The organism is Arthrobacter sp. MYb23, assembly GCF_002979775.1.
In the GTDB taxonomy this organism is placed as follows: Bacteria; Actinomycetota; Actinomycetes; order Actinomycetales; family Micrococcaceae; genus Arthrobacter.
Map to the genome: position 1 here is coordinate 48,307 of NZ_PCPR01000016.1, position 20,888 is coordinate 69,194.

Genomic DNA, 20,888 nt, shown 5'->3' on the forward strand with positions numbered 1-20,888 from the left:
ATGATGACCAGACGTACTAAAGCGCCGGCAATCGCCAGAGTGATCGCCGCCGTCGTTCTTTCACTGGCCGCAGGATTGACTGCGGCGCCGGCGCAGGCCGCCGATCCCGACCCCGCCACCCAGCAGTACCGGCCCTACCTGCACTACACGCCTTTGAAGAATTGGATGAACGATCCCAACGGATTGGTCTACCACAACGGCACCTACCACATGTACTACCAGTACAACCCCAACGGGACTACGTGGGGAAACATGAGCTGGGGCCACGCCACCTCGGCGGATCTGCTCCACTGGACCGAACAACCACTCGCCATTGCCCAGACGTTCAATGGCAGCGGGCAGGCAACAGAAGACATTTTCTCCGGTTCCATTGTGGTGGATTCGCAGAACACCAGCGGATTCGGAACAGCCCAGAACCCGCCACTGGTTGCCGTCTACACCAGCAATTACACCGGCAACCATCCCCTGTACCCCGGGAAACAGGCGCAGTCCCTGGCCTACAGCACAGACAGCGGCCAAACCTGGACCAAGTACTCCGGAAATCCCGTGCTGAGCAGGAACACCACGGATTTCCGCGATCCCAAAGTCTTCTGGTACCAAGGGGCAGCGGGCTCGTACTGGGTGATGTCGGCCGTGGAAGCCAACGAGCACCGGGTCCTTTTCTACAAGAGCACCGACCTGAAAAGCTGGACCTACCTGGATGACTTCAAACCAGCCAATGCCACAGGTGGGCAGTGGGAATGCCCGGACCTGTTCCCCCTGGCCGTGGATGGCAATCCCAACAACACCAAATGGGTGCTGGCAGTCAACATCAACCCAGGAGCGGTGGCAGGAGGCAGCGGGGGTCAGTACTTCGTCGGAAGTTTTGACGGGACCCGCTTCACGTCCGAAAGCACGGATCCCCTGGGCGTTGCACCACCGGGAACTCTTCTCGCCGGTTTCAATGGCGGCAGCTACAGCGGGTGGACCGTGGGCAATGACCCGGCCAACCCCGGAGGACCTTGGGGAAGCAGCCCCGCTTCCGGAACGCTCCCAGGGCAGCAAACTGTCACGGGGTCCATCGGCGCCGGGCTGGTGAACGGGTTCACTGGTGGGGATGCACCCACCGGCACCTTGGAATCTGCGCCTTTCACCGTCACCAAGGACTACATCAATTTCCTGGTCGGTGGCGGGAACCACCCCCGGCAAGCTGGTGAACAGCCCGGGAACACACCGCCGCCTGGATACCTCCTGTTCGATGGCTTCGACTACCCCGGAACCCTCAGCGCAGCAGGATGGCAACTGACCGGCGATTTCGAGGCCACCAGGAACCCCTCCACCGCGGGCGGTGAATACGCAATCGGAAAGCGCATCAACACCTTCGAGGGCGGCCCCAACGCCGATAACAACGTCGGCACCATCACCTCACCAGAGTTCTACCTCACCAACACCAACATCGGTTTTCTGCTGGGCGGAGGCAACCGGACAGACGGCAGCCTCCAGGTGGAACTGCTGGTGGGTGGAGTTCCGGTCCGCAGCACCACCGGCAGCAATTCGGGAGACTTGAACTGGAAAAACTGGGATGTCTCCCAGTACTACGGCCAAATAGCCCGACTACGGATCGTGGACAATGCCACGGGACAGTGGGGCCACCTGACGGTGGACAACATGGTCCTCGGCTCACAGCCGGCACAACCGCGAAGCAGTGAAACCACGGTCAACCTCATGGTCAACGGCCAGGCTGTCCGCAGCACCACGGGCTCGAATTCCGAACATTTGGACTGGAAAGCGTGGGACGTGAGCGGCCTCAAAGGCAGCCAGGCCACCCTTCGGATTGTGGACAACAACCGTGGCGGATGGGGTCACATCCTCGCCGACGAATTTGTGGCCTCGGATATCACCCGGCTGGAGCAGCACGACTGGTTGGACTGGGGCAGGGACTACTACGCTGCGGTTTCCTTCAGCAACGCCCCTGACGGAAAACGGATCATGCTGGGCTGGATGAATAACTGGGATTACGGCCAGTCCACGCCAACAACCACCTGGCGGGGCTCCATGGCCCTGCCGCGGGAAATCCAGCTCACTCAGACCGGCCAAGGTCCCCGGCTTACCCAAAAAGTGGTATCGCAAGTGGACGGACTGAAAAACACGGCTGCCGCCTACACCGCGCCGGCGCAGGACATCGCTCCAGGGACCAGCAATCTTCCCATCACGGGGGACGTGGTGCAGATCGATGCGGAGTTCTCGCCGGGAACGGCCTCCGCTTTCGGACTCAAGGTGCTGGGCAACGGCCCGGAGGCAACCAAGGTGGGCTACACCACGGCCTCGGGACGGGCGTTCATTGACAGGACCAACTCCGGAAACGAGGACTTCCATCCGTCCTTCGCGTCAATAGACGATGTCCCTGTCCAGCTCATCAATGGCAAGCTCCGCTTGCGGCTCTATGTGGACCGGGCATCCGTGGAGGTATTTGCGCAGGACGGCCTTGCGACCCTGACGGACCAGGTCTTTCCCGCCGCAGGCGCCAACTCGCTGTCCCTGTTCTCTGAGGGAGGGACGGCCCGGCTGGAAAGCCTGACCATCACGCCCCTCACCAGGGCCATGTGGTAATACCTGATTGAAAGCACGACGGCGGCTGGTCACCCGGGTGACCAGCCGCCGTCGTGCTTCCCTGTCTTTTGACCGGACTCCTACTCCGCTTTGACCGCCAAAACCGGGCAGTCTGCCTCCAGCAGGACCCGTTGGGAAACGCTGCCCATAATGAGCTTGCCTACCGGGCTGCGGCGGCGAAGGCCAATCACAATCAGGCTGGCATCATTCTCGTCCGCGGCGTCCAGGACCTCGGCGGCAGCATCGTGGCCACGGACCGGTTGCTTGATGATGTGCTGGATGCCCTGGTCCGCCAGCCGCTCCTCGATGCTCTGAATGTCCGGCTCCTGGGCGTACCGGTTGTCCACCAGGGCGTCGCCCTTGGAGGAGTTGATGACCAGGAGTGTTTCGTTGCTTTTCTTGGCCTCGGCGATGGCTTGCGTCAATGCCGCTTCGCCTTCCGGTGTGGGGACGTATCCCACCACGATGGTCATGGTTTCTCCTTGTATCTGCTGAAAAATGCCTGAAGTGGATGGTTCAGTCGCTGTAGTCTGCAGCGCCCGAGTTGGCGGGGAGCAGGGGTTTCTTCGCAGGACGATTGCGGCGGATGAGCTTGTAGATGAACGGCCAGGCCAGGATGATGCCCACGATGATGTAGACCACAATCGCTATGGGTTCGCTGAAGAGACCTGCGGGGTCGCCGGCGCTCAGCTGCAACGTTTTACGAAGCTGGCCTTCGATGCGCGGGCCCAGGATGACGCCGAGGATCAGCGGCAGGACCGGGAGCCCGAAGCGCCGCATCATGAAGCCCAGAGCCCCGAGCACCAGCAGGATCACCAGGTCGAATGCCTGCAGGTTGACCGAGTAGGCGCCCAGGGTGGCGAAGAACAGGATGCCTGCGTAGAGGTACGGGCGCGGGAGTTGCAGCAGCTTCGCCCACACCGGCGCCAGGGGCAGGTTGATGAGCAGGAGCAGGAAGTTGCCGATGAAGAGGCTGGCGATCAGTGCCCACACCAGCGGACCTTGGCTGGAGAACAGTTGAGGGCCAGGCTGGATGCCGTAGGACGTGAAGGCTGCGAGCATGACGGCGGCGGTTGCGTTGGTGGGCAGGCCGAGGGCGAGCATGGGAGTCAGCGTTCCGGCAGCGGCCGCATTATTGGCTGCTTCAGGTCCGGCGACGCCTTCGATGGCGCCCTTGCCGAACTCCTCCGGGTGCTTGCTGAGCCGTTTCTCCGTGACATAGGAGAGGAAAGTGGGGATTTCCGCGCCACCGGCGGGCAAAGCGCCGAACGGGAAGCCAAAAGCGGTACCGCGGAGCCAGGGCTTCCAGGAGCGGGCCCAGTCCTTCTTGCCCATCCACGGACGGCCCACTGGAATGACGTGGAGCGGTGTGCGGCGCAGGTGGGCGGCAACCCAAAGGGCTTCACCCACGGCGAAGATCGCGACGGCCACCACCACAATGTCCAGGCCGTCCACCAGCAAGGGTTGGCCGAAGGTCAGGCGCCGTTGACCGGTCACCGAATCGATGCCCACCAGTCCGATGGCCAGGCCCAAGGCCAGCGAAGCGAAACCTCGGAGCCTGGACGAACCGAGGACGGCAGTCACGGCAAGGAGGGCCAGAATCATGATGGCGAAGTAACTGGGAGCACCAAGACTCACGGCGAACTGGACCACGATGGGTGCGAATACGGCCAACAGTGCTGTGCCGATGGTGCCTGCAATGAAGGATCCGATGGCCGCGGTGGCAAGAGCCTGCGCGGCCCTGCCGGCTTTGGCCATCTTGTTGCCTTCGATGGCTGTCACCACCGACGACGACTCTCCTGGTGTATTGAGGAGGATGGAAGTAGTGGAACCGCCGAACATGCCGCCGTAGTAGATGCCGGCGAACATGATGAAGGCACTGGTGGGCTCCAACGCGGCAGTCACCGGAAGCAGCAAAGCCACAGTCATGGCCGGGCCAAGTCCGGGAAGGACGCCGACGGCGGTGCCCAGGAGGACGCCGATCACGGCGAACAAGAGGTTCATGGGGGTCAGGGCGGTGGCGAAACCGTCCATCAGGGAGGACCAGACGTCCATTAGAGGATTCCTTCCAGGAGCCCGGCAGGCAGTGCAATGCCCAGGCCGAGGTAGAAGCCGTAGAAGGTCAGCAGGGCCAGGGCGACGGAAATGAGGCCGTCACGAATGTAGTGGCGGCTGCCCAGCGCCAGCACGCTGCCCCAGAAGAGGACAGTTCCGGAAATGACCCAGCCTGCCCAGTCGATGAGCAGGATGTTCAGAATGAAAGCTCCGGCCAGCGGGAGGATGGTTTTCCAGTCCGCAGGGTGAGCCAGGTCGACGTCTTCGCCGCCTTCGGCTTCACCCTTGCCGCCGCGGAGGACGTTGATGGCAAGGAGGATGGCGCAGATGATCAGCAGCCCGGAAACAATGAACGGAACAGTCTTCGGACCCACCGGGTCCGACTGGGAGTATGGGGTCACCAGGCCGTTCGCGTCCAGGAAGACCAGGACGCCAACCGCGCCGAGCAGGAGGGCTACCCCCAGCTCGGCGCGGCCTTTGAGGCCTGTGGCTAGGGAGCTCACGCCAACCCGAGCTTGGTGAGGACATCCGCCACGCGCTTGTCCTGGTCAGTCAGGAAGGTCTTGAACTCGTCACCGGTAACAAAGGCGTCGGACCAGCTGTGGGTCTTGAGCGCTTCCTTCCAACCAGCGGAGGCGTGCATCTTTTCAAGGGCGGCGATCAGGGACTTCTTGTCGTCCTCGCTGATGCCCGGAGGGGCCACAACACCGCGCCAGTTGGTGAAGACGAGGTCAATGTTGGACTCTTTCAGCGTGGGTGCGTCCACGCCTTCCAGCCGGTTCTCGCCACTGGTGGCCAGGACCCGGATCTCACCGGACTTGATCTGCTGCAAGTACTCACCGGCGCCGGAAGCTGCGAAGCCCAGCTTGTTACCGAGGATGGCGGGCAGAAGGTCGCCACCGCCGTCGTAAGAAACAAAGTTGACCTTGGTGGCGTCGATGCCAACAGCGCCGGCCAACTGCATCGGCAGGAGGTGGTCCGGGCCGCCGGGCGACGAACCGCCGCCTACTGCGATGGAGCCGGGGTTGGCCTTCCACGCCTTCACCAGGTCATCAATGGTCTTGTACGGGGAGTCCTTGCTGACCATGATGGCGCCAGGTTCCTCGATCAGCTTCGCCAGAGGCGTGGTCTCCGTCAGCTTCGACTCGGACTTGTTGGTGTAGCTCGCTCCAACAACACCCAGGCCCATGAGCATGGTGAGGTCGCCGTTGCCCTTTTCGTTGACGATGCGGGCCAAACCCACGGTTCCGCCGGCGCCGGCAAGGTTGAACACCTCGGTGTTGGTGGAGATCTTCTCGTCATCCAGTACCTTGGCGGCTGCCCGGGCAGTGGTGTCGTAACCGCCGCCGGGAGTGTTCGGAACCATGATCTGGAGTCCGGTGATGGGTCCTGCTGCGCCGGTGCTGTCAGAACTGGTGGACTTACCTGTGGCACCGCAACCGGTGGCCATCAGGGCGATGCCGGCGGCGACGGCGGCGACTCGCAATGCGCGGATCTGGCGCATGGTGTTCCTCTTCTCATCATCGAAAAAATTCGGTGCAGGGCGATCAGCGTTGTGCCCCGCTGATCTGATGCTAGGCGCGTACGTGACAGGGATCACTCTTGTGTTCGCAGTGATCTTTAAGTTCATTGCGTTCACGGGTTTTGACGGGGTTTTGGAGCGTTTCAGGGGTCTGAGCTGGTCTTCTGAGCCTCTGGGGTATAGTTCCGATACGCCACGGGGAAGCTGTTGTCCGCCCCCGAACGCCTCCCATCACCTGAACTCCACCGATCACCGGCACCACCAAAGGAACCCGGCAGTGACCCGACTGAACCGACTGTCTCGAAGAAGAGGTATGTCCCTGGCAGGGCAGTACCTTGTGCTGCAGTTGCTGATCGTCCTGGCCGTTCTTGTTGCCGTCGTAGCCATTTCGCTGGCGCAATCCGCTGCCACCTTCGAACGTACTGAAGGGCGCCGGGCGCTGCTGGCCGCTGAAGCCTTGGGAAGCAACCCCACAGTCCGCGCATTGCTGCCCGCTGCCGAGCCGAGGGCCGGCTCAGCCCTCCCCGCCGTGGCTGAATCCGTGCGCACCGTGTCCGGTTCCTCCCATGTGGCGCTGGCCAAACTTGACGGCACCGTAGTGGCATCATCAGATCCCAGCCTGTTGGGCCTGCCCCTGCCGTTGGGCGAAAGCAAAGTGATGGAAGGCCGCGCCTGGACGGGGGTCCTGCCGGGCAGCAGCGGTGCCATACTGTCTGCCCACGTCCCGGTCCTGGACGATTCCGGAAAAGTCATCGGCGTGGCATCCATCAGCAGGAACTACCCCTCCACCATCGAGCGGCTGGGAGACGCAGTACCCAACCTGCTCACCTATCTGGGCGTGGCCAGCGTCCTGGGAGTCGCCGGATCCCTCCTGTTGTCCCGCCGCGTCAAACGCCAGACCCTCGGCATGGAGCCAAGGGAAATCACCGGTCTGGTGGAGAACCGCGAAGCGATGCTGCAGGGCCTGAAGGAAGGCGTGGTCGCGTTGGATCCCCACGAACGCATCACCGTGGCCAACCAGAGCGCCCGGCAACTCCTTGGCCTGCCCCCGGACTGCGTGGGCAAGAAACTGCGATCCCTCCACGTGGATCCTGCACTCAAAATCGTCCTTACGCGTGAGCAGTCAGATGCTGACCAGTTGGTGCTCGTGGGGGAACGGCTGGTGGTCATGAACCGTGTTGCCTTGCGATCCCATGGACGCGACATCGGCTCCGTCACCACCCTGAGGGACAGGACCGAGCTGTCTTCCTTGGAAAGTGAACTTGGCGCCACCAAGACCGTCACCGATACCCTGAGGGCCCAGGCCCACGAGTTCGCCAACCAGCTCCACGTCATCTCCGGCCTGATCCAGATTGGCGAATACGATTCCGTGGTGCAGTTCGTCAATGGAGCCACCGTAGACCGCACGCGCCTCAACGACGACGTCACCGGCCGGATCCAGGATCCCGCGCTCGCAGCCCTGCTCATAGCCAAAGCCAGTCTGGCCACCGAGCGCGGCGTGGAACTGAAGCTGGACCCGAAATCCTCGCTGCCGCGCGTCAACGAGGAACTGTCCCGTGACCTCACCACCGTGGTGGGCAACTTGGTGGACAACGCGTTCGACGCCGTCACCGGACTCGCCGGGGCATCGGTCCGAGTGCTCGTGGTTGTTTCACGGGACGAGGTAACAGTCACCGTCCGGGACAACGGGCCCGGAGTCCCCACGGGCTCCGCAGAGGACATTTTCCGGCAGGGCTTCTCCACGAAAGAGCCCGGCCCGGGAGATGCGCGCGGTTTTGGGTTGGCCTTGTCACGGGTGATCTGCCGGCGCTCCGGAGGTGACCTCTCGGTGTCCAACGACAATGGGGCAGTGTTCACGGCGTGGTTCAGCAAGCGGGATTCAGACTCAGGCAAAGGGGCAGGGAAGCCGTGATCAAGGTACTTATCGTCGACGACGACTTCATGGTGGCAAAGGTCCACGCCGGGTTCATCCAACGGACGCCAGGTTTCGGGGTGGTTGGCGTGGCGCACACAGGGGCCCAGGCCCTGATGGAAACCGAGCGCCTGCAACCGGACCTGGTGCTGTTGGACATCCATCTTCCGGACATCAACGGGCTGGAACTCATGCACCAACTCCGGGATGTAACTCCGGACCTCGATGTCCTGGTGATCAGCGCCGCCCGCGAAGTGGAGACTGTGCGGAAAGCCCTGCGCGGTGGCATAGTCCACTACCTGATCAAGCCGTTCTCCCAAGCCGACCTGCAGGAACGGCTGGAACACTATCTCAGTGCCTACCAAGGCTTGGACGCGTCCAAGGTAGAGGCAGAGCAGTCTGACGTGAACCGTGTTTTCGGCTTGGGCGTTTCCGAGCGGACCCTCCCCAAAGGCTGCAGCGTGGAGACCCTCGAATTGGTTGAATCGGCGCTGAAATCAGCGCCGGGCGACCTCTCAGCCGCTGAGCTTGCCGAGCAGCTGGGGACCTCCAGGGTGAGCGCCAGGCGGTACCTTGAGTACCTCCACGACGAGGGGGCGCTGGAAGTCAGACTCAAGTACGGCGTCGGACGTCCTGAAAGGCGCTACGTGCTGAAGGCGCGGTACCCCTGAGGGTGCGCATCAGTGCGGATGCAGTCTCAAGCTCCGTAAAGTAGCTATTTTGTTGCTTTATAGAACCTAATGCCACAAGATAGCTACATGAACAGCAGAGATGCCATGCGCCGTCTGGGGGAGAACCTGCGAAGCCGACGAATCATTCTCGGCTTATCTCAGGAGCTTGTCGCCGAACGTGCTGATGTGTCACGTCCAACTCTCATGCGCTTGGAAACCGGTGAGGGTGGAAAAATCGAGCACCTGATGACCGTAGCGTCTGTGCTCGGTGTTGATGAAGACCTTATTAGTTCTTTGGATCCCCTGAATACAGATCTTGGCAGGGCGCGGGCGCACCTGCTGAGCAGGCGGCGCGCCCCCAGGAGGAACTAAGTGGCTGCCCGAAACATCAGGCGCGTGGAGGTGCTCGTCAACGAGTCCTTGGCCGGCGTGATGGACATTGAAACGGATGGGCTTTCCCCCCGCGAACACGTCACATTCACCTACGCCGACAGCTGGATATCCGCTGCAGAAGCATTCGAGGTTTCCCCGGAGCTACCCCTGCGGCGCGGCCCCCAGACTCCTACCCTGGGCCGCGGGCTGTTCGGCTCCTTCCAGGACGCCTCGCCGGATGACTGGGGCAAGAAGTTGTTATTCGAAGAACTGCGCCAACAGGCCCTCGCCAAGGGTGCCGGCCGCATTCCGCCAACGGGCGAGGCGGGCTACTTGCTGCTGGTCAACGATGAGACCAGGCAGGGCGCACTTCGCTTCCGGGAGAACGGGCAATTCCTGTCGTCGTGGGGTCGGGGTGCAGGAATCCGCGACCTTAGGGGGCTCTCGGAAGAGGCCAGACTCTTCGCTGAAACTGGCGAGGTCAAGGAAGAAAATTCCTTGCTCATGGGTGCCGGTTCCTCTCCGGGTGGTGCTCAGCCCAAAGCCTGGGTCCGGGACGACGACGGATCCATGCTGTTGGCAAAGTTCCCGAAGACATCGGACGTCGGCAACGTGCAACTGTGGGAAATGGTCGCCATCAGGCTGCAGCAACGGGCAGGCATCAGGGTCGCCGAGTCGCGGCTCATGCAGCTATCTGAATACTCCCACATCTTCCTCACCCGGCGCTTTGACCGCGACGGTGAGCGGCGAATCCCGTACATGAGTGTTCGCACAGCCCTCCAACTCGATACGTACTCACACCCGGACTACGTGAAAATCGCCTCCGAAGTGGCCCATATCTCTGCCGAACCTGTTCAGGATGCCAACGAGATGTTCAGCCGGGCCGCTCTCATCGCCATGGTCAACAACACCGATGACCATATGCGAAACCACGGGCTCCTGCGAACCAAGAGAGGCTGGCGCCTTTCACCCTCGTTCGACGTGAACCCTGTGCCGTCAGGTACATCAGATACGCCGCTCACCCCACATGGCGGGCTCTTCGACAGGGACGTTCGGGATCTCTTGGAGTTCGCCGATGCTTTTCGGCTGACCAGGGACGCGGCCATTGGTCGGCTGCAGCAGGTCGCAACCGCGATATCCCACTGGCGGGAAGACGCCCTCAGCCTGGGAGCTGAACCTGATTCCCTTGACTACATGACCAAGGCCTTCGAAGGTGGGAATGCCATGCGGGTGGCGTCCTTGGCTCCCGCCCCGGCCGTGATAGACATGGGCGGATCATCCACCCCGGTACCCCCGAAATCGCACGGTGATGTATGGGTGCCCGAACACATGCGTGCGGGAAAGCTCGTTCGGGGGCACTTTCGCCGACGGAGCTGAGCGACTCTAGCTGGGCGAATGTATATTTCAGCGCTAACCGCTCATGCGGTCGGTTTCCAGCCCAAAGCCGGGCCCAACCTTCCCGCGATGTCGGTGAGGATCTGCACATAGTCCTCGTGGTCGAAGCTGAAGGGCAGCGCGAACGCCACCTCATCCACTTCCTGGAAACCCTCATGGGCGTACAGTTGCGCGGCGATTTCGTCACTGGTGCCGATGAGATCCTTCGCGAACATCATGCCCTTGGGCCCCTGCGGAGCAGTCGTGCGTGGCGTGCGTTCGTCGACGTACCGCTGGTACTTCTCGCGCTGCGCCTTCGAGGCGGAATCAGTGGGGATCACCACCAGGCCCTGCGAAGCCCGGGCGGTGTTTCCTGATGCGGCGGCTGCTTCGCGGTATGCCCGAATCTGCGATTGTTGGACCTTGGCGAAGTCCGGTTCCTGATCCTGGTCCGGGAAAATCACACTGCTGGACAACAAATTGAAGCCGTTGGCCCCCGCCCAGACGGCCGACTTCATGCTGCCCGCCCCATACCAAAGGCGGCTGCGCAGTCCGGGAGAGTGCGGCTCCACCCGGTTGGAGAACTCTTCCACGACGCCCTGCTTGCCGGAAAAGTCCCGCACTTTTTCGCCTGCGACCAAGCGTGCGAACCGGTCCACGCGGGCGTACGAGAAGTCCTCTGTTTCCGAAGAATCCGGGTACAGCTCATGCTTCACGGTGTCGTAGTGCATCGGTTCGCCCACGCTCAGCCCCGGATTGACACGTCCCCCGGCGAGCAAATCCACTGTGGCCAGGTCCTCTGCCAGGCGCAACGGACTTTCCCAACCCAGCGGAGTGACCGCTGTGCCCAGCTCAATCCTGGACGTGCGCTGGCTGGCGGCGGCCATCACCGCCACGGGGGAGGAGATGCCGAACTGCAAATGCCGGTGCCGCAACCATGCACTGTCGAATCCCAACTGCTCACCGAGCTCGATGATCTCCAACGTGGACCGGTGGCCGGCTGCCGGATCAGCGGCGTCGAACAGGCCAATGGTGAGAAAACCGAGCTTGCGGAGCGGCTGTTTGGGAGTGGGCATGGTCAGTTCCTTCGGGTTGGGCGTGCGGCTACTGCCCAGAATAGGCGCCGGTACCGACGACGACGGCGGGAGGTTACCTTTTGTGAGGGGTACGACCACCAGTCGCCTTGGCTAGCCTTGTACGCGCTTGCGGAACTGGCTGGGACTCACCCCCGCGTCTGCCAGGAAACGACGGTTGAAGTTGGACAGATTGCTGAAGCCCACCTCGTAGCAAATGTCCGAGATTGGCTTGTCGGTGCGTTCCAGGAGGCGGCGTGCGTGTGCCAGCCGCAGCTTGCGGACGAGGTCCGTGAAGTTTTGGCCCGTAGATCGTTTGAAGTACTTGGAGAAAGTGGGCTCGGCCATTCCCACCATGGCTGCTGCTTCTGACATGGAGATGCTTCCGGCGTGGTTGCTGAAGACGTACTCCAGGACGATGTCCACTACTGCCTGGGCCTGGCCGTCCAATTGCGGCCGGAACCATTCGTCGGCGAGGTAGGTGCGCTCGTGATCCGGCGCCTGGCAGAGGGTCGCGAACAATGCCAGCAGATGGCGCAGGCGCTCCAAGCCGGTGGAAGTGCCCATGGCTTCGATGGAGGATGCCGCCGCTTTGGCTGTGGTGCCGGCGAATTCGATTCCGCGTGCAGCCTGTTCCAGCAGTGGACGCACTTCGGCTAGTTCGGGGACCAGTGCAGCCGCCTGCTCCAACCATTTTCCGTCGAACTGGATCACGGCGTCACGGTTGGCCAGCATTTCACCTGGTTCGAGATCGCTGACCCAGTCGTGGGGGAGTCCGGACCCTACCAAGGCAACGTGGCCGGCCTCGAACGTACCGATGTGGTCGCCCACAATGAACTTCCCGTGGCCCTTTCGGATCAGGTGGATCTCGTATTCAGGGTGATAGTTCCAACGCGCTACCGGGCTGGGGTAGTCATGTTGGTGCCAGCGGACCGAATGGTTCGGATCCTCCGGGATCACTTCGCGATTGGCGCGCATCCCCACCAGCCGTTGGGCCAGGCGGGCCGCAGCGTTGCCAGGAGGGGCGGAACTCATGGGGGCCTCCGGAGATGTCGGGAAAATAAGTATCAGTATGCGTCATCAATGACGCTAGTTGTGCCCCACCCCACACGCCTAATGTTGAGGAACACAGCGAGGCGACCCGGAAATCCGGTCGAATGCCCCGCCCAAGTCTTGTACTTCCACGCAGTGGTAGGAGTGCGGAGACTGCGCACCCCCATGAAGAACGAAGGAGTCCTCAATGCGCCCAAAAACACGTGTGGCAGCCCTTGCAGCCGGCGTCTTGTGCATCGCGCTCACCGCTACGGCCTGTGCCGGAGCGGGCGGAACCGGGACTGGTGACCAGAACAGCATCAGCGTCCTGATGGTCAACAACCCGCAGATGGAAGACCTGCAGAGGCTTACTGCGGACAACTTCACCAAAGAGACCGGCATCCGGGTGAACTACACAGTGCTGCCCGAGAATGACGTCCGGGCAAAGATCAGCCAGGAGTTCTCCAGCCAGGCCGGACAGTACGATGTCGCCACGCTGTCCAACTACGAAATCCCGTTTTATTCGGCCAACGGCTGGTTGGCACCGTTGGACAACGTAGCCGAGGACCCTGAGTTCAACCAGGCCGACATCCTTCCGGCTTACACCGCCTCCCTCACCGGGAACGACGGCAAGCTCTACGGGGAACCCTTCTATGGTGAATCGTCCTTCCTGATGTACCGCAAGGACGTACTCGATGCCAAGGGCCTCACCATGCCGGAGAAGCCAACGTGGGATGAAGTGGCCGATCTTGCCGCCAAGGTGGACGGGGCAGAACCCGGGATGAAGGGCATCTGCCTCCGGGGCCAGCCCGGTTGGGGGCAGGTCTTCGCGCCGCTGACAACCGTGGTCAACACCTTCGGCGGTACCTGGTTCGACAAAGACTGGAACGCCAAGGTCACCTCGCCCGAGTTCACGGAAGCCACCGAGTTCTACACGAAACTGGTCCGGGAGTACGGTCAAGCCGGTGCAGCCCAGGCTGGCTTCACCGAATGCCTGAATAACCTGACGCAAAGCAAAGTGGCCATGTGGTACGACGCAACCTCGGCCGCCGGCGCACTGGAGGCGGAGGCCTCCCCGGTGAAGGGCAAGATCGGTTATGCGCAGGCCCCGGTGAAGGAAACCGCGTCCTCAGGCTGGTTGTGGACGTGGTCTTGGGCCTTGCAGGCGGCGTCGAAGAAGAAGGACTCCGCGGAAAAGTTCATCGCCTGGGCAAGTTCAAGAGACTACGAAGAACTGGTGGCCTCCAAGCTCGGCTGGGCCAAGGTGCCGTCAGGTAAGCGCATCTCCACGTATGAGAACCCGGAATTCCAGGACGCTGCCCCGTTCTTCGAAGCCGAACGCTTTGCCATCGAGAATGCAGACCCTAAGAACCCCGGCCTCCAGGAACGTCCTGCAGTCGGCATCCAGTTTGTGGGCATCCCCGAGTTCGCCGCGCTTGGCACCAACGTCTCCCAAGGCGTCAGCTCTGCCATTGCCGGACAGGGGAGCGTGGCCGACGCACTGGCCAAGGGCCAGGAAGCCGCGCAAAAGGTCGGCGACAAGTACAAGAACAAGCAATAACCGAACCGCAGGAGAACATCATGACTACCGCAACGGCGCGCATCTCCCGCCCGGGACATGCCACAGCCACACCTTCACGAAACAAAGCATCGCGGGAACGCGCACTGGCCTGGGCCCGGCGTGCGCCGCTGCTTCCAGCCCTGATCTTCCTCATCATTGTCACGCAGCTTCCCTTTGTGGTGACCCTGATCATCTCGTTCCTGAACTGGAACAGCTTGAGCCCAAACACCACGGGTTTCGCCGGCTTGCAGAACTACGTCACGGTCCTTACCGATCCCGACCTCCGCCAAGCAATCTTTACCACCATCCTCCTCACAGTGGCCGTGGTCCTGGCCAGCCTGGTCATCGGACTTGGCCTGGCGCTGCTGCTGGATAAGAAGTTCATCGGACGCGGACTGGCAAGGACCCTGCTGATTGCACCGTTTCTGGTGGTGCCCGTGGCCGCAGCCCTGATCTGGAAGCACGCACTCCTCAACCCCACGTACGGACTGATCAACGGTGTCCTGACATGGATCTGGTCCCTGTTCGGCAGCGATGCTCCTCCGCAGTTGGACCTGTTGTCCCAAGCACCGCTGATGGCAGTGATCATCTCGCTGGTGTGGCAGTGGACCCCGTTCATGATGCTCATCCTCCTGGCAGGCTTGCAGTCCCGGCCTATGGATACCGTGGAGGCGGCCCAGATGGACGGTGCCACGCCGTGGGCCATCTTCCGGCACCTGACGCTCCCGCACTTGCGGCAGTATCTGGAACTTGGAGGCTTGTTGGGAGCCATCTATATCGTCCAGAATTTCGACGCCGTCTTCACCCTTACGTCGGGTGGCTTGGGTACCGCGAACCTTCCGTACGCGATCTACCAGACGTTCTACTACGCCAATGAGTACGGGCTTGCCTCCGCGGCCGGCGTTGTGGTGGTCATTGGCACCATCCTGGTGGCGACGTTCGCCCTCCGCACCGTTTTCTCGCTCTTCAAGAAGGAGGCAGCACGATGAGCACACTCAGTCCTGCCGCAACCCGCATCACCCCTGAAAAATCCAGCTCACCTTCCGGTGTCCGTCGTCGGGGCAAGTCCCGGATGGATCCCACCCGCAACAACACGGCCGCCGGCATCGCAGCCTGGCTGATGTCGTTACTCTTCGCCGCACCCGTCCTCTGGATGATACTGACCTCGTTCCACTCCGAGACGGACGCCGCCACCAACCCGCCCTCCATCGCGGCGAACCTCACCCTGGATGCCTACAAGGAGTTCTTCGGAGAGACGTCCGGCGTTAGCCCTTGGCCTTCGCTGATCAACTCCGCCACGGCCTCCATTCTGTCCACCGTCCTGGTGCTTGTCCTGGCCATTCCCGCCGCGTACGCCCTGTCCATCAGACCGGTGAAGAAATGGACGGACGTCATGTTCTTCTTCCTCTCCACCAAGATGATGCCCGTGGTCGCAGCCATCCTGCCGCTCTACCTTTTCGCCAAGACCGTTGGCGCACTGGACAACATCTGGTTCCTTATCCTCATGTACACCTCCATGAACCTGCCCATCGCAGTGTGGATGATGCGGTCCTTCCTCGCCGAAGTCCCCGTGGAAATGCTCGAAGCGGCCCAGATCGACGGAGCTAACCTGATCCTCACGCTGCGCAAGGTGATCGCACCCGTGGCAATGCCGGGCATCGCAGCCACAGCCTTGATCTGCTTCATTTTCAGCTGGAACGAACTCCTGCTGGCAAGGGTACTCACAGGCGTTGTGGCGGGCACTGCTCCCGTTTTCCTCACGGGATTCGTCTCCAGCCAAGGCCTCTTCCTCGCCAAAGTCTGCGCAGCCGCCGTCATCATTTCGCTTCCTGTCCTGTTCGCAGGATTCGCGGCGCAGGACAAGCTCGTCCAAGGCCTCTCCCTCGGCGCGGTCAAGTAATTCGGCGCGGTCACGTAATCAACTCCAAAGGACTTTCATCATGACAACCTCAACCACTCAAACCCCTCTGCTCAACCAGCCCGAGCTGCCGGCCAGCATGCGTGCGGCCATCCTGCAGCGCCAGGGCGGGATGACCATGGAAGCACTGCCCATCCCGCACCTCGAAGCCGACCAGGTGCTGGTTCAGGTTTCCGCGGTCGGAGTCTGCGGAAGCGACGTCCACTACTACGAGCACGGCCGGATCGGCGATTACGTGGTGGACCACCCCTTGATCCTCGGCCACGAACTCGCAGGGCGGATTGCCGCCGTCGGAAGTTCCGTAGACCCTGTCCGCCTTGGTGCGAGAGTCGCCGTCGAGCCCCAACGCCCGTGCCGGACCTGCAAGCAGTGCAAGGCGGGGCGCTACAACCTCTGCCCGGAGATGGAGTTCTACGCGACCCCTCCCGTGGACGGGGCGTTCGCCGAGTACGTCACCATCCAAAGCGACTTCGCATACGACATCCCGGACAACGTCAGCGACGAAGCCGCTGCCCTGATCGAGCCGCTCTCTGTGGGGCTCTGGGCGTGCGAGCGTGCCGAAATCAAACCCGGCAGCCGGGTCCTGATCGCCGGCGCCGGTCCCATCGGCATCATCGCGGCGCAGGCCGCACGGGCCTTCGGCGCAAGCGAAATCTACATCACGGACATCGCCCACGACCGTCTCGCCTTCGCCTTGGAACACGGTGCGACGCATGCGCTGAACGCGAAGACGGACAGCGTGGAAGGGCTCGACGTCGATGCCTTCATTGACGCTTCCGGGGCACCGCAGGCGGTCCGTTCCGGCATTAGGGCCGTGGGGCCTGCAGGCCGCGTAATCCTGGTGGGACTCGGTGCGGACGACGTTGAACTGCCCGTCTCCTACATCCAGAACCGCGAAATCTGGCTCTCCGGCGTCTTCCGCTACACCAACACCTGGCCCCTTGCCATCCAATTGCTCGCGGACGGCAAAGTGGACCTGGACATCCTGGTCACGGGCAGGTTCTCCCTCGCTGAGTCCGAGGCAGCGCTTAAGGCCGGCAAGCAGCCCGGCCAGCTTAAAGCCGTGGTGTACCCGGGCCGATGAACCCGTGGAGCCTCCGCTCCTAGACCCCCACCGTCTTCAGGTAGTTCCGGATTCCGTCCACCACCATCTGGTGGTCCGCCTCGGACGACAAGCCGGACACTGTGACGGCACCGATCACACCGGCATCACGCACACGGATGGGGAAAGAACCGCCGTCCAACGTGTAGTCCTCCGGAGCCAACCACCCACCACCAAATGGGTTGCGCTCGGCGAATTGTTCGCCCAACAAGGCAGTGCTGTGCTCGAACCGCAGCACGGACGCGGACTTGCGGCGGATCCATTCTTCCTGGTCGGACGTCGTGCCGGGCAGCACGCAGCGGAAGAGCACGAGGTTGTGGCGTCGGATATCGATTGCAACGCCAAGATCGGAAGCAATGGCATGGTTGGCTATCAGTGAGCCGAGCCGCCATGCGTCGTGGTGATCGAACGAAGCGAAGACCAGCTCATCTTCCTGCTGGCGGAGTTCAGCGAGGCGCGGTGAATCAGTCATTAGTCGTTCCTTCCACGACGGCATCGGACTCGTAGCGGAGCCCGATCTGCTTCCGGATTTCGTCCATGGCTGCCATGATGGCCACGGTCTCGGCCGGTGGCAAGATGGTCCCGGCAGTCTCGCCTGAGCGGATCAGGCGCTCCAACTCGGCGGCCTGGTACTGCATGCCCCGGCTGGTGACAGGCTGGTCATCCCGCTCAACAACACTGCCATCAACCCCGAAGACCGTGAAGGGCACCGGGTTGTACCAGGTGCTTTCGATGTCGATCCAGCCATCGGTGCCGATGACCATGGCACGGTTGGCGCTGGCGGCGTCCAGCTCGCAATCCACCATCGCCTGGGCACCATTGGCGTATTCGAAGATCGCTGCGGTCTGGCGGTCGACGCCGGTGGCGGACATGGAGGCGCTGGCCTTCACCGACGCAGGCGTGCCGAGGATGTCGAAGGCAAAGGAGATCGGGTAAATGCCCAGGTCCAGCAGCGCTCCGCCGCCCAGGGCGGGATCGTTGAGCCGGTGCGCGGGATCCTTGGGAAGGCTCTGGTTGTGGGTGGCCACCACCTTGCGTACCTCACCGATGGTGCCGGCAGCGATGATGTCCCGGATACGAATCATGTGCGGCAGGAACCGGGTCCACATGGCCTCCAACGCCACGAGCCCTTTGGATTCCGCGAGGTCAACGATGTCCTGTGCCTGGCGGGCGTTCATGGTGAACGCCTTCTCCACCAGCACGTGCTTGCCGGCATTCAACGCCAAGAGAGCATTTGCGTGGTGGAAAGGGTGTGGCGTGGCCACGTAGACCACATCAACCATGGGATCAGCAACAAGGTCCTCATAGCTGCCGTGCGCGGTGGCCACGCCGTACTCCTCAGCGAACGACTCACTCGATTCCAAGGAGCGCGAGCCTACGGCTTGCACCGCGAAACCATTCTCGTTCAGGTCCGTGGTCTGGAGCCCGGCAATAAATCCTGTGCCGAGGATGCCCCAGCGGATTGTTCCATCGGAGGTGCCGTTGCTGAGGGTCACGTGCTTAGTCCTTGCTGCTGAAGGCGGCGTCGAAGGAGGTCTGCGACGCCGGGAAGTCGAACTTCTTCAGTGCGGCCAGGGCTTCGGGTGCCCCGTGGAGTCGGTCCATTCCTGCGTCCTCCCATTCTACGGAGATCGGTCCGTCGTAGCCGATGGCGGTGAGGGCGCGGAAGGATGATTCCCAGGGCACGTCACCGCGCCCGGCGGAGACGAAGTCCCAGCCGCGGCGGGGGTCGCCCCAGGGCAGGTGGGAGCCCATGACGGTGTTCCGGCCGGTGGGGCGGAGCTTGGTGTCCTTGCAGTCCACGTGGTAGATCCGGTCTTTGAAGTCCCAGATGAAGGAGACCGGGTCGATGCCCTGCCACATGAAGTGGGAGGGGTCCCAGTTCAGGCCGAAAGCGGGCCGGTGACCGATCGCTTCGAGGGTCCGGACGGTGGTCCAGTAGTCGTAGGCGATTTCGGAGGGGTGGACTTCGTGGGCGAAGCGGACCCCGTTTTCGTCGAAGACGTCCAGGATGGGGTTCCAGCGGTCGGCGAAGTCCTGGTAGCCGGCCTCGATGACTTTTTCGGGGACGGGTGGGAACATGGCGACGTACTGCCAGATGGATGAGCCGGTGAAACCAACCACGGTGTCCACGCCCAAAGCGCGGGCGAGGCGGGCGGTGTGTTTCATTTCCTCGGCAGCGCGTTGGCGGACTCCTTCGGGTTCCCCGTCGCCCCAGACTTTGGAGCCGACGATGGCTTCGTGGCGGAAGTCGATGGGGTCATCGCAGACGGCCTGGCCTTTGAGGTGGTTGGAGATGGCCCAGACTTTGAGGTTGTACTTTTCCAGGATGGCGAGTTTGGAGTCGACGTAGCCGGGTTCGTCCCAGCGCCAGGCGTCCAGGTGGTCTCCGGAGACGGCGATTTCCAGGCCGTCGTAGCCCCAGCCCGAGGCTAGGCGCGCGACTTCCTCGAAGGGGAGGTCGGCCCACTGGCCGGTGAAGAGGGTGTACGGGCGGGGCATGTCAGGCTCCTTCAATTGTGGTTGCGTTGAGCTGGATCAGTGAGCTTTTGGCGGCCGCGGACTCTTCCACTGCCGCGAGGATGTGCTGGACGTTCAGGCCTTCCTCGAACGACGGCGACGGCGCCTCACCAGCCGCGATGGCGGTCAGGAAGTCCCGGATCTGGTGGGTGAAAGTGTGTTCCCAGCCGATGATGTGACCCTGCGGCCACCACGCCTCGAGGTAGGGGTGTTCGGGCTCGTTGACCAGGATTCTCCGGAAGCCCTGCTCACGCACGGGCGCGGTGGCATCCAGGAAGCCGAGTTCGTTCAGGGCTTCAAGGTCAAAAAGGATGGTGCCCTTGTCGCCGTAAATTTCGAGCTTGAGGGAGTTCTTCTGGCCCGTCGCTACACGCGAAACCTCAACTGAGGCGATTGCTCCGGAGGCGAGGGTCAGTGTGGCCCAAGCGGCGTCGTCCACCGTGACATCTTCCGGACCATTAGTTCCGGGGCGGCGCTCCACGAAGGTGTGCAGGCGGCCGGAGACCTCGGTGACCGCGTCACCCAAGAGGAAGAGAACCTGATCGATGGCGTGCGAGGCGATGTCGCCGAGCGCCCCGGAGCCGGCGGTTTCCTTGCGGAGGCGCCAGGTCATGGGGGACTCGGCGTCGGAGAGCCAGTCCTGAAGGTAGGCGGCGCGGACGTGCCGGATGGTGCCGAGCCGTCCTTCCGCTATGAGTTCCCGCGCCAGTGCGAGGGCAGGGACGCGGCGGTAGTTGAAACCGATCATGGACTGCACGCCGTTGGCCCGCGCGGAGGCGGCCGCGGCCACCATCAACTCGGCCTCGCCCAGGGTGTTGGCCAGCGGCTTTTCAACGAGCACGTGTTTCCCGGCGGCCAATGCCGCGATGGCGATTTCGGCGTGCATCCAGCCGGGCGCGCAGATATCGATGATGTGGATGTCGTCCCGATCAATCACGGAACGCCAATCCGTGGCGGACTCGGCCCAGCCGTACTTGGCTGCGGCCTCTGCCACTTGGGTGGCGTCCCGGCCCACGAGCACTTTCTGCTCGAAAGCCGGGACGTCGAAGAAGCTGGCCACGTTCCGCCACGCATTCGAATGGGCCTTACCCATAAAGGCGTAGCCAATGGCGGCAACGCCCAGTGGTTGACGCGTCTGGGAAGGGTGGTCGGATGGGTGGGCGGGGGTGGTCATGTTCTTGTTCCTC

The 20,888-nt window shown here is 62.6% G+C and carries 19 protein-coding genes; 9 read left to right on the forward strand and 10 right to left on the reverse strand.

What is annotated here, in order from left to right; translation table 11 throughout:
- Nucleotides 1–2,589, forward strand: coding sequence for a GH32 C-terminal domain-containing protein (locus tag CQ020_RS16010; RefSeq protein ID WP_374955200.1), 2,589 nt, complete (start codon nucleotides 1–3; stop codon nucleotides 2,587–2,589).
- A gap of 80 nt (nucleotides 2,590–2,669) precedes the next feature.
- Here the strand turns inward: CQ020_RS16010 and CQ020_RS16015 are convergent, their stop codons facing one another.
- From CQ020_RS16015 to CQ020_RS16030, 4 genes are read right to left on the reverse strand one after another with little or no spacing between them, the layout of a single operon-like run.
- Nucleotides 2,670–3,062, reverse strand: coding sequence for a universal stress protein (locus CQ020_RS16015; RefSeq protein ID WP_105692747.1), 393 nt, complete (start codon nucleotides 3,060–3,062; stop codon nucleotides 2,670–2,672).
- Between the two features lie 43 nt (nucleotides 3,063–3,105).
- Nucleotides 3,106–4,644, reverse strand: coding sequence for a tripartite tricarboxylate transporter permease (locus tag CQ020_RS16020; RefSeq protein WP_105692748.1), 1,539 nt, complete (start codon nucleotides 4,642–4,644; stop codon nucleotides 3,106–3,108).
- Entirely contained in the window at nucleotides 4,644–5,147 is a 504-nt protein-coding gene (locus tag CQ020_RS16025; RefSeq protein WP_105692749.1) for a tripartite tricarboxylate transporter TctB family protein, read from the reverse strand. Before CQ020_RS16025 ends, CQ020_RS16020 begins: the two co-directional genes overlap by 1 nt.
- Nucleotides 5,144–6,148, reverse strand: coding sequence for a tripartite tricarboxylate transporter substrate binding protein (locus CQ020_RS16030; protein ID WP_105692750.1), 1,005 nt, complete (start codon nucleotides 6,146–6,148; stop codon nucleotides 5,144–5,146). Before CQ020_RS16030 ends, CQ020_RS16025 begins: the two co-directional genes overlap by 4 nt.
- Nucleotides 6,149–6,479: 331 nt before the next feature.
- Between CQ020_RS16030 and CQ020_RS16035 the strand changes: the two genes are divergently transcribed.
- The 4 genes from CQ020_RS16035 (at nucleotide 6,480) to CQ020_RS16050 (ending at nucleotide 10,498) form a co-directional block, all read left to right on the forward strand.
- Entirely contained in the window at nucleotides 6,480–8,078 is a 1,599-nt protein-coding gene (locus CQ020_RS16035) for a sensor histidine kinase (protein WP_105692751.1), read from the forward strand.
- A complete protein-coding gene (locus tag CQ020_RS16040; RefSeq protein ID WP_105692752.1) occupies nucleotides 8,075–8,749 on the forward strand; it encodes a response regulator in 675 nt (224 codons plus the stop codon). Before CQ020_RS16035 ends, CQ020_RS16040 begins: the two co-directional genes overlap by 4 nt.
- 87 nt (nucleotides 8,750–8,836) lie before the next feature.
- On the forward strand, nucleotides 8,837–9,121 hold the full coding sequence (locus CQ020_RS16045) for a helix-turn-helix transcriptional regulator (protein ID WP_158256313.1): 285 nt from the start codon (nucleotides 8,837–8,839) through the stop codon (nucleotides 9,119–9,121).
- The gene (locus tag CQ020_RS16050; protein WP_105692753.1) at nucleotides 9,122–10,498 is read left to right on the forward strand and encodes a type II toxin-antitoxin system HipA family toxin; all 1,377 of its coding nucleotides are present in this window, start codon (nucleotides 9,122–9,124) and stop codon (nucleotides 10,496–10,498) included.
- A 41-nt stretch (nucleotides 10,499–10,539) separates the two neighbouring features.
- Here CQ020_RS16050 and CQ020_RS16055 read toward each other — a convergent pair whose 3' ends face one another.
- Nucleotides 10,540–11,571: an LLM class flavin-dependent oxidoreductase gene (locus CQ020_RS16055; protein ID WP_105692754.1), complete on the reverse strand. Its 1,032-nt coding sequence runs from the start codon at nucleotides 11,569–11,571 to the stop codon at nucleotides 10,540–10,542.
- Nucleotides 11,572–11,682: 111 nt separating this feature from the next.
- On the reverse strand, nucleotides 11,683–12,603 hold the full coding sequence (locus CQ020_RS16060; protein ID WP_105692755.1) for an AraC family transcriptional regulator: 921 nt from the start codon (nucleotides 12,601–12,603) through the stop codon (nucleotides 11,683–11,685).
- Nucleotides 12,604–12,808: 205 nt separating this feature from the next.
- Here CQ020_RS16060 and CQ020_RS16065 point away from each other — a divergent pair, with 205 nt between their 5' ends.
- Genes CQ020_RS16065 through CQ020_RS16080 form a run of 4 tightly spaced genes read left to right on the forward strand, consistent with a single transcriptional unit; the run spans nucleotide 12,809 to nucleotide 17,163 of the window.
- Complete coding sequence (locus CQ020_RS16065) at nucleotides 12,809–14,161, forward strand: sugar ABC transporter substrate-binding protein (RefSeq protein ID WP_105692756.1); 1,353 nt, start codon at nucleotides 12,809–12,811, stop codon at nucleotides 14,159–14,161.
- A 20-nt stretch (nucleotides 14,162–14,181) separates the two neighbouring features.
- A complete protein-coding gene (locus tag CQ020_RS16070) occupies nucleotides 14,182–15,150 on the forward strand; it encodes a carbohydrate ABC transporter permease (protein ID WP_105692757.1) in 969 nt (322 codons plus the stop codon).
- On the forward strand, nucleotides 15,147–16,061 hold the full coding sequence (locus CQ020_RS16075) for a carbohydrate ABC transporter permease (protein WP_105692758.1): 915 nt from the start codon (nucleotides 15,147–15,149) through the stop codon (nucleotides 16,059–16,061). The genes CQ020_RS16070 and CQ020_RS16075 overlap by 4 nt, the downstream gene beginning before the upstream one ends.
- Before the next feature lie 40 nt (nucleotides 16,062–16,101).
- Nucleotides 16,102–17,163: an NAD(P)-dependent alcohol dehydrogenase gene (locus tag CQ020_RS16080; RefSeq protein ID WP_105692759.1), complete on the forward strand. Its 1,062-nt coding sequence runs from the start codon at nucleotides 16,102–16,104 to the stop codon at nucleotides 17,161–17,163.
- A gap of 19 nt (nucleotides 17,164–17,182) precedes the next feature.
- Here the strand turns inward: CQ020_RS16080 and CQ020_RS16085 are convergent, their stop codons facing one another.
- From CQ020_RS16085 to CQ020_RS16100, 4 genes are read right to left on the reverse strand one after another with little or no spacing between them, the layout of a single operon-like run.
- Nucleotides 17,183–17,653, reverse strand: coding sequence for a heme-degrading domain-containing protein (locus CQ020_RS16085; RefSeq protein ID WP_105692760.1), 471 nt, complete (start codon nucleotides 17,651–17,653; stop codon nucleotides 17,183–17,185).
- Entirely contained in the window at nucleotides 17,646–18,677 is a 1,032-nt protein-coding gene (locus CQ020_RS16090; protein WP_105692761.1) for a Gfo/Idh/MocA family protein, read from the reverse strand. The genes CQ020_RS16085 and CQ020_RS16090 overlap by 8 nt, the downstream gene beginning before the upstream one ends.
- Before the next feature lie 4 nt (nucleotides 18,678–18,681).
- Nucleotides 18,682–19,683 carry a sugar phosphate isomerase/epimerase gene (locus CQ020_RS16095; RefSeq protein WP_105692762.1) on the reverse strand — a complete coding sequence of 334 codons (1,002 nt, stop codon included), beginning with the start codon at nucleotides 19,681–19,683 and terminating at the stop codon, nucleotides 18,682–18,684.
- 1 nt (nucleotide 19,684) lies between these two features.
- Complete coding sequence (locus CQ020_RS16100) at nucleotides 19,685–20,875, reverse strand: Gfo/Idh/MocA family protein (protein WP_105692763.1); 1,191 nt, start codon at nucleotides 20,873–20,875, stop codon at nucleotides 19,685–19,687.
- Between the last annotated feature and the right edge of the window lie 13 nt (nucleotides 20,876–20,888).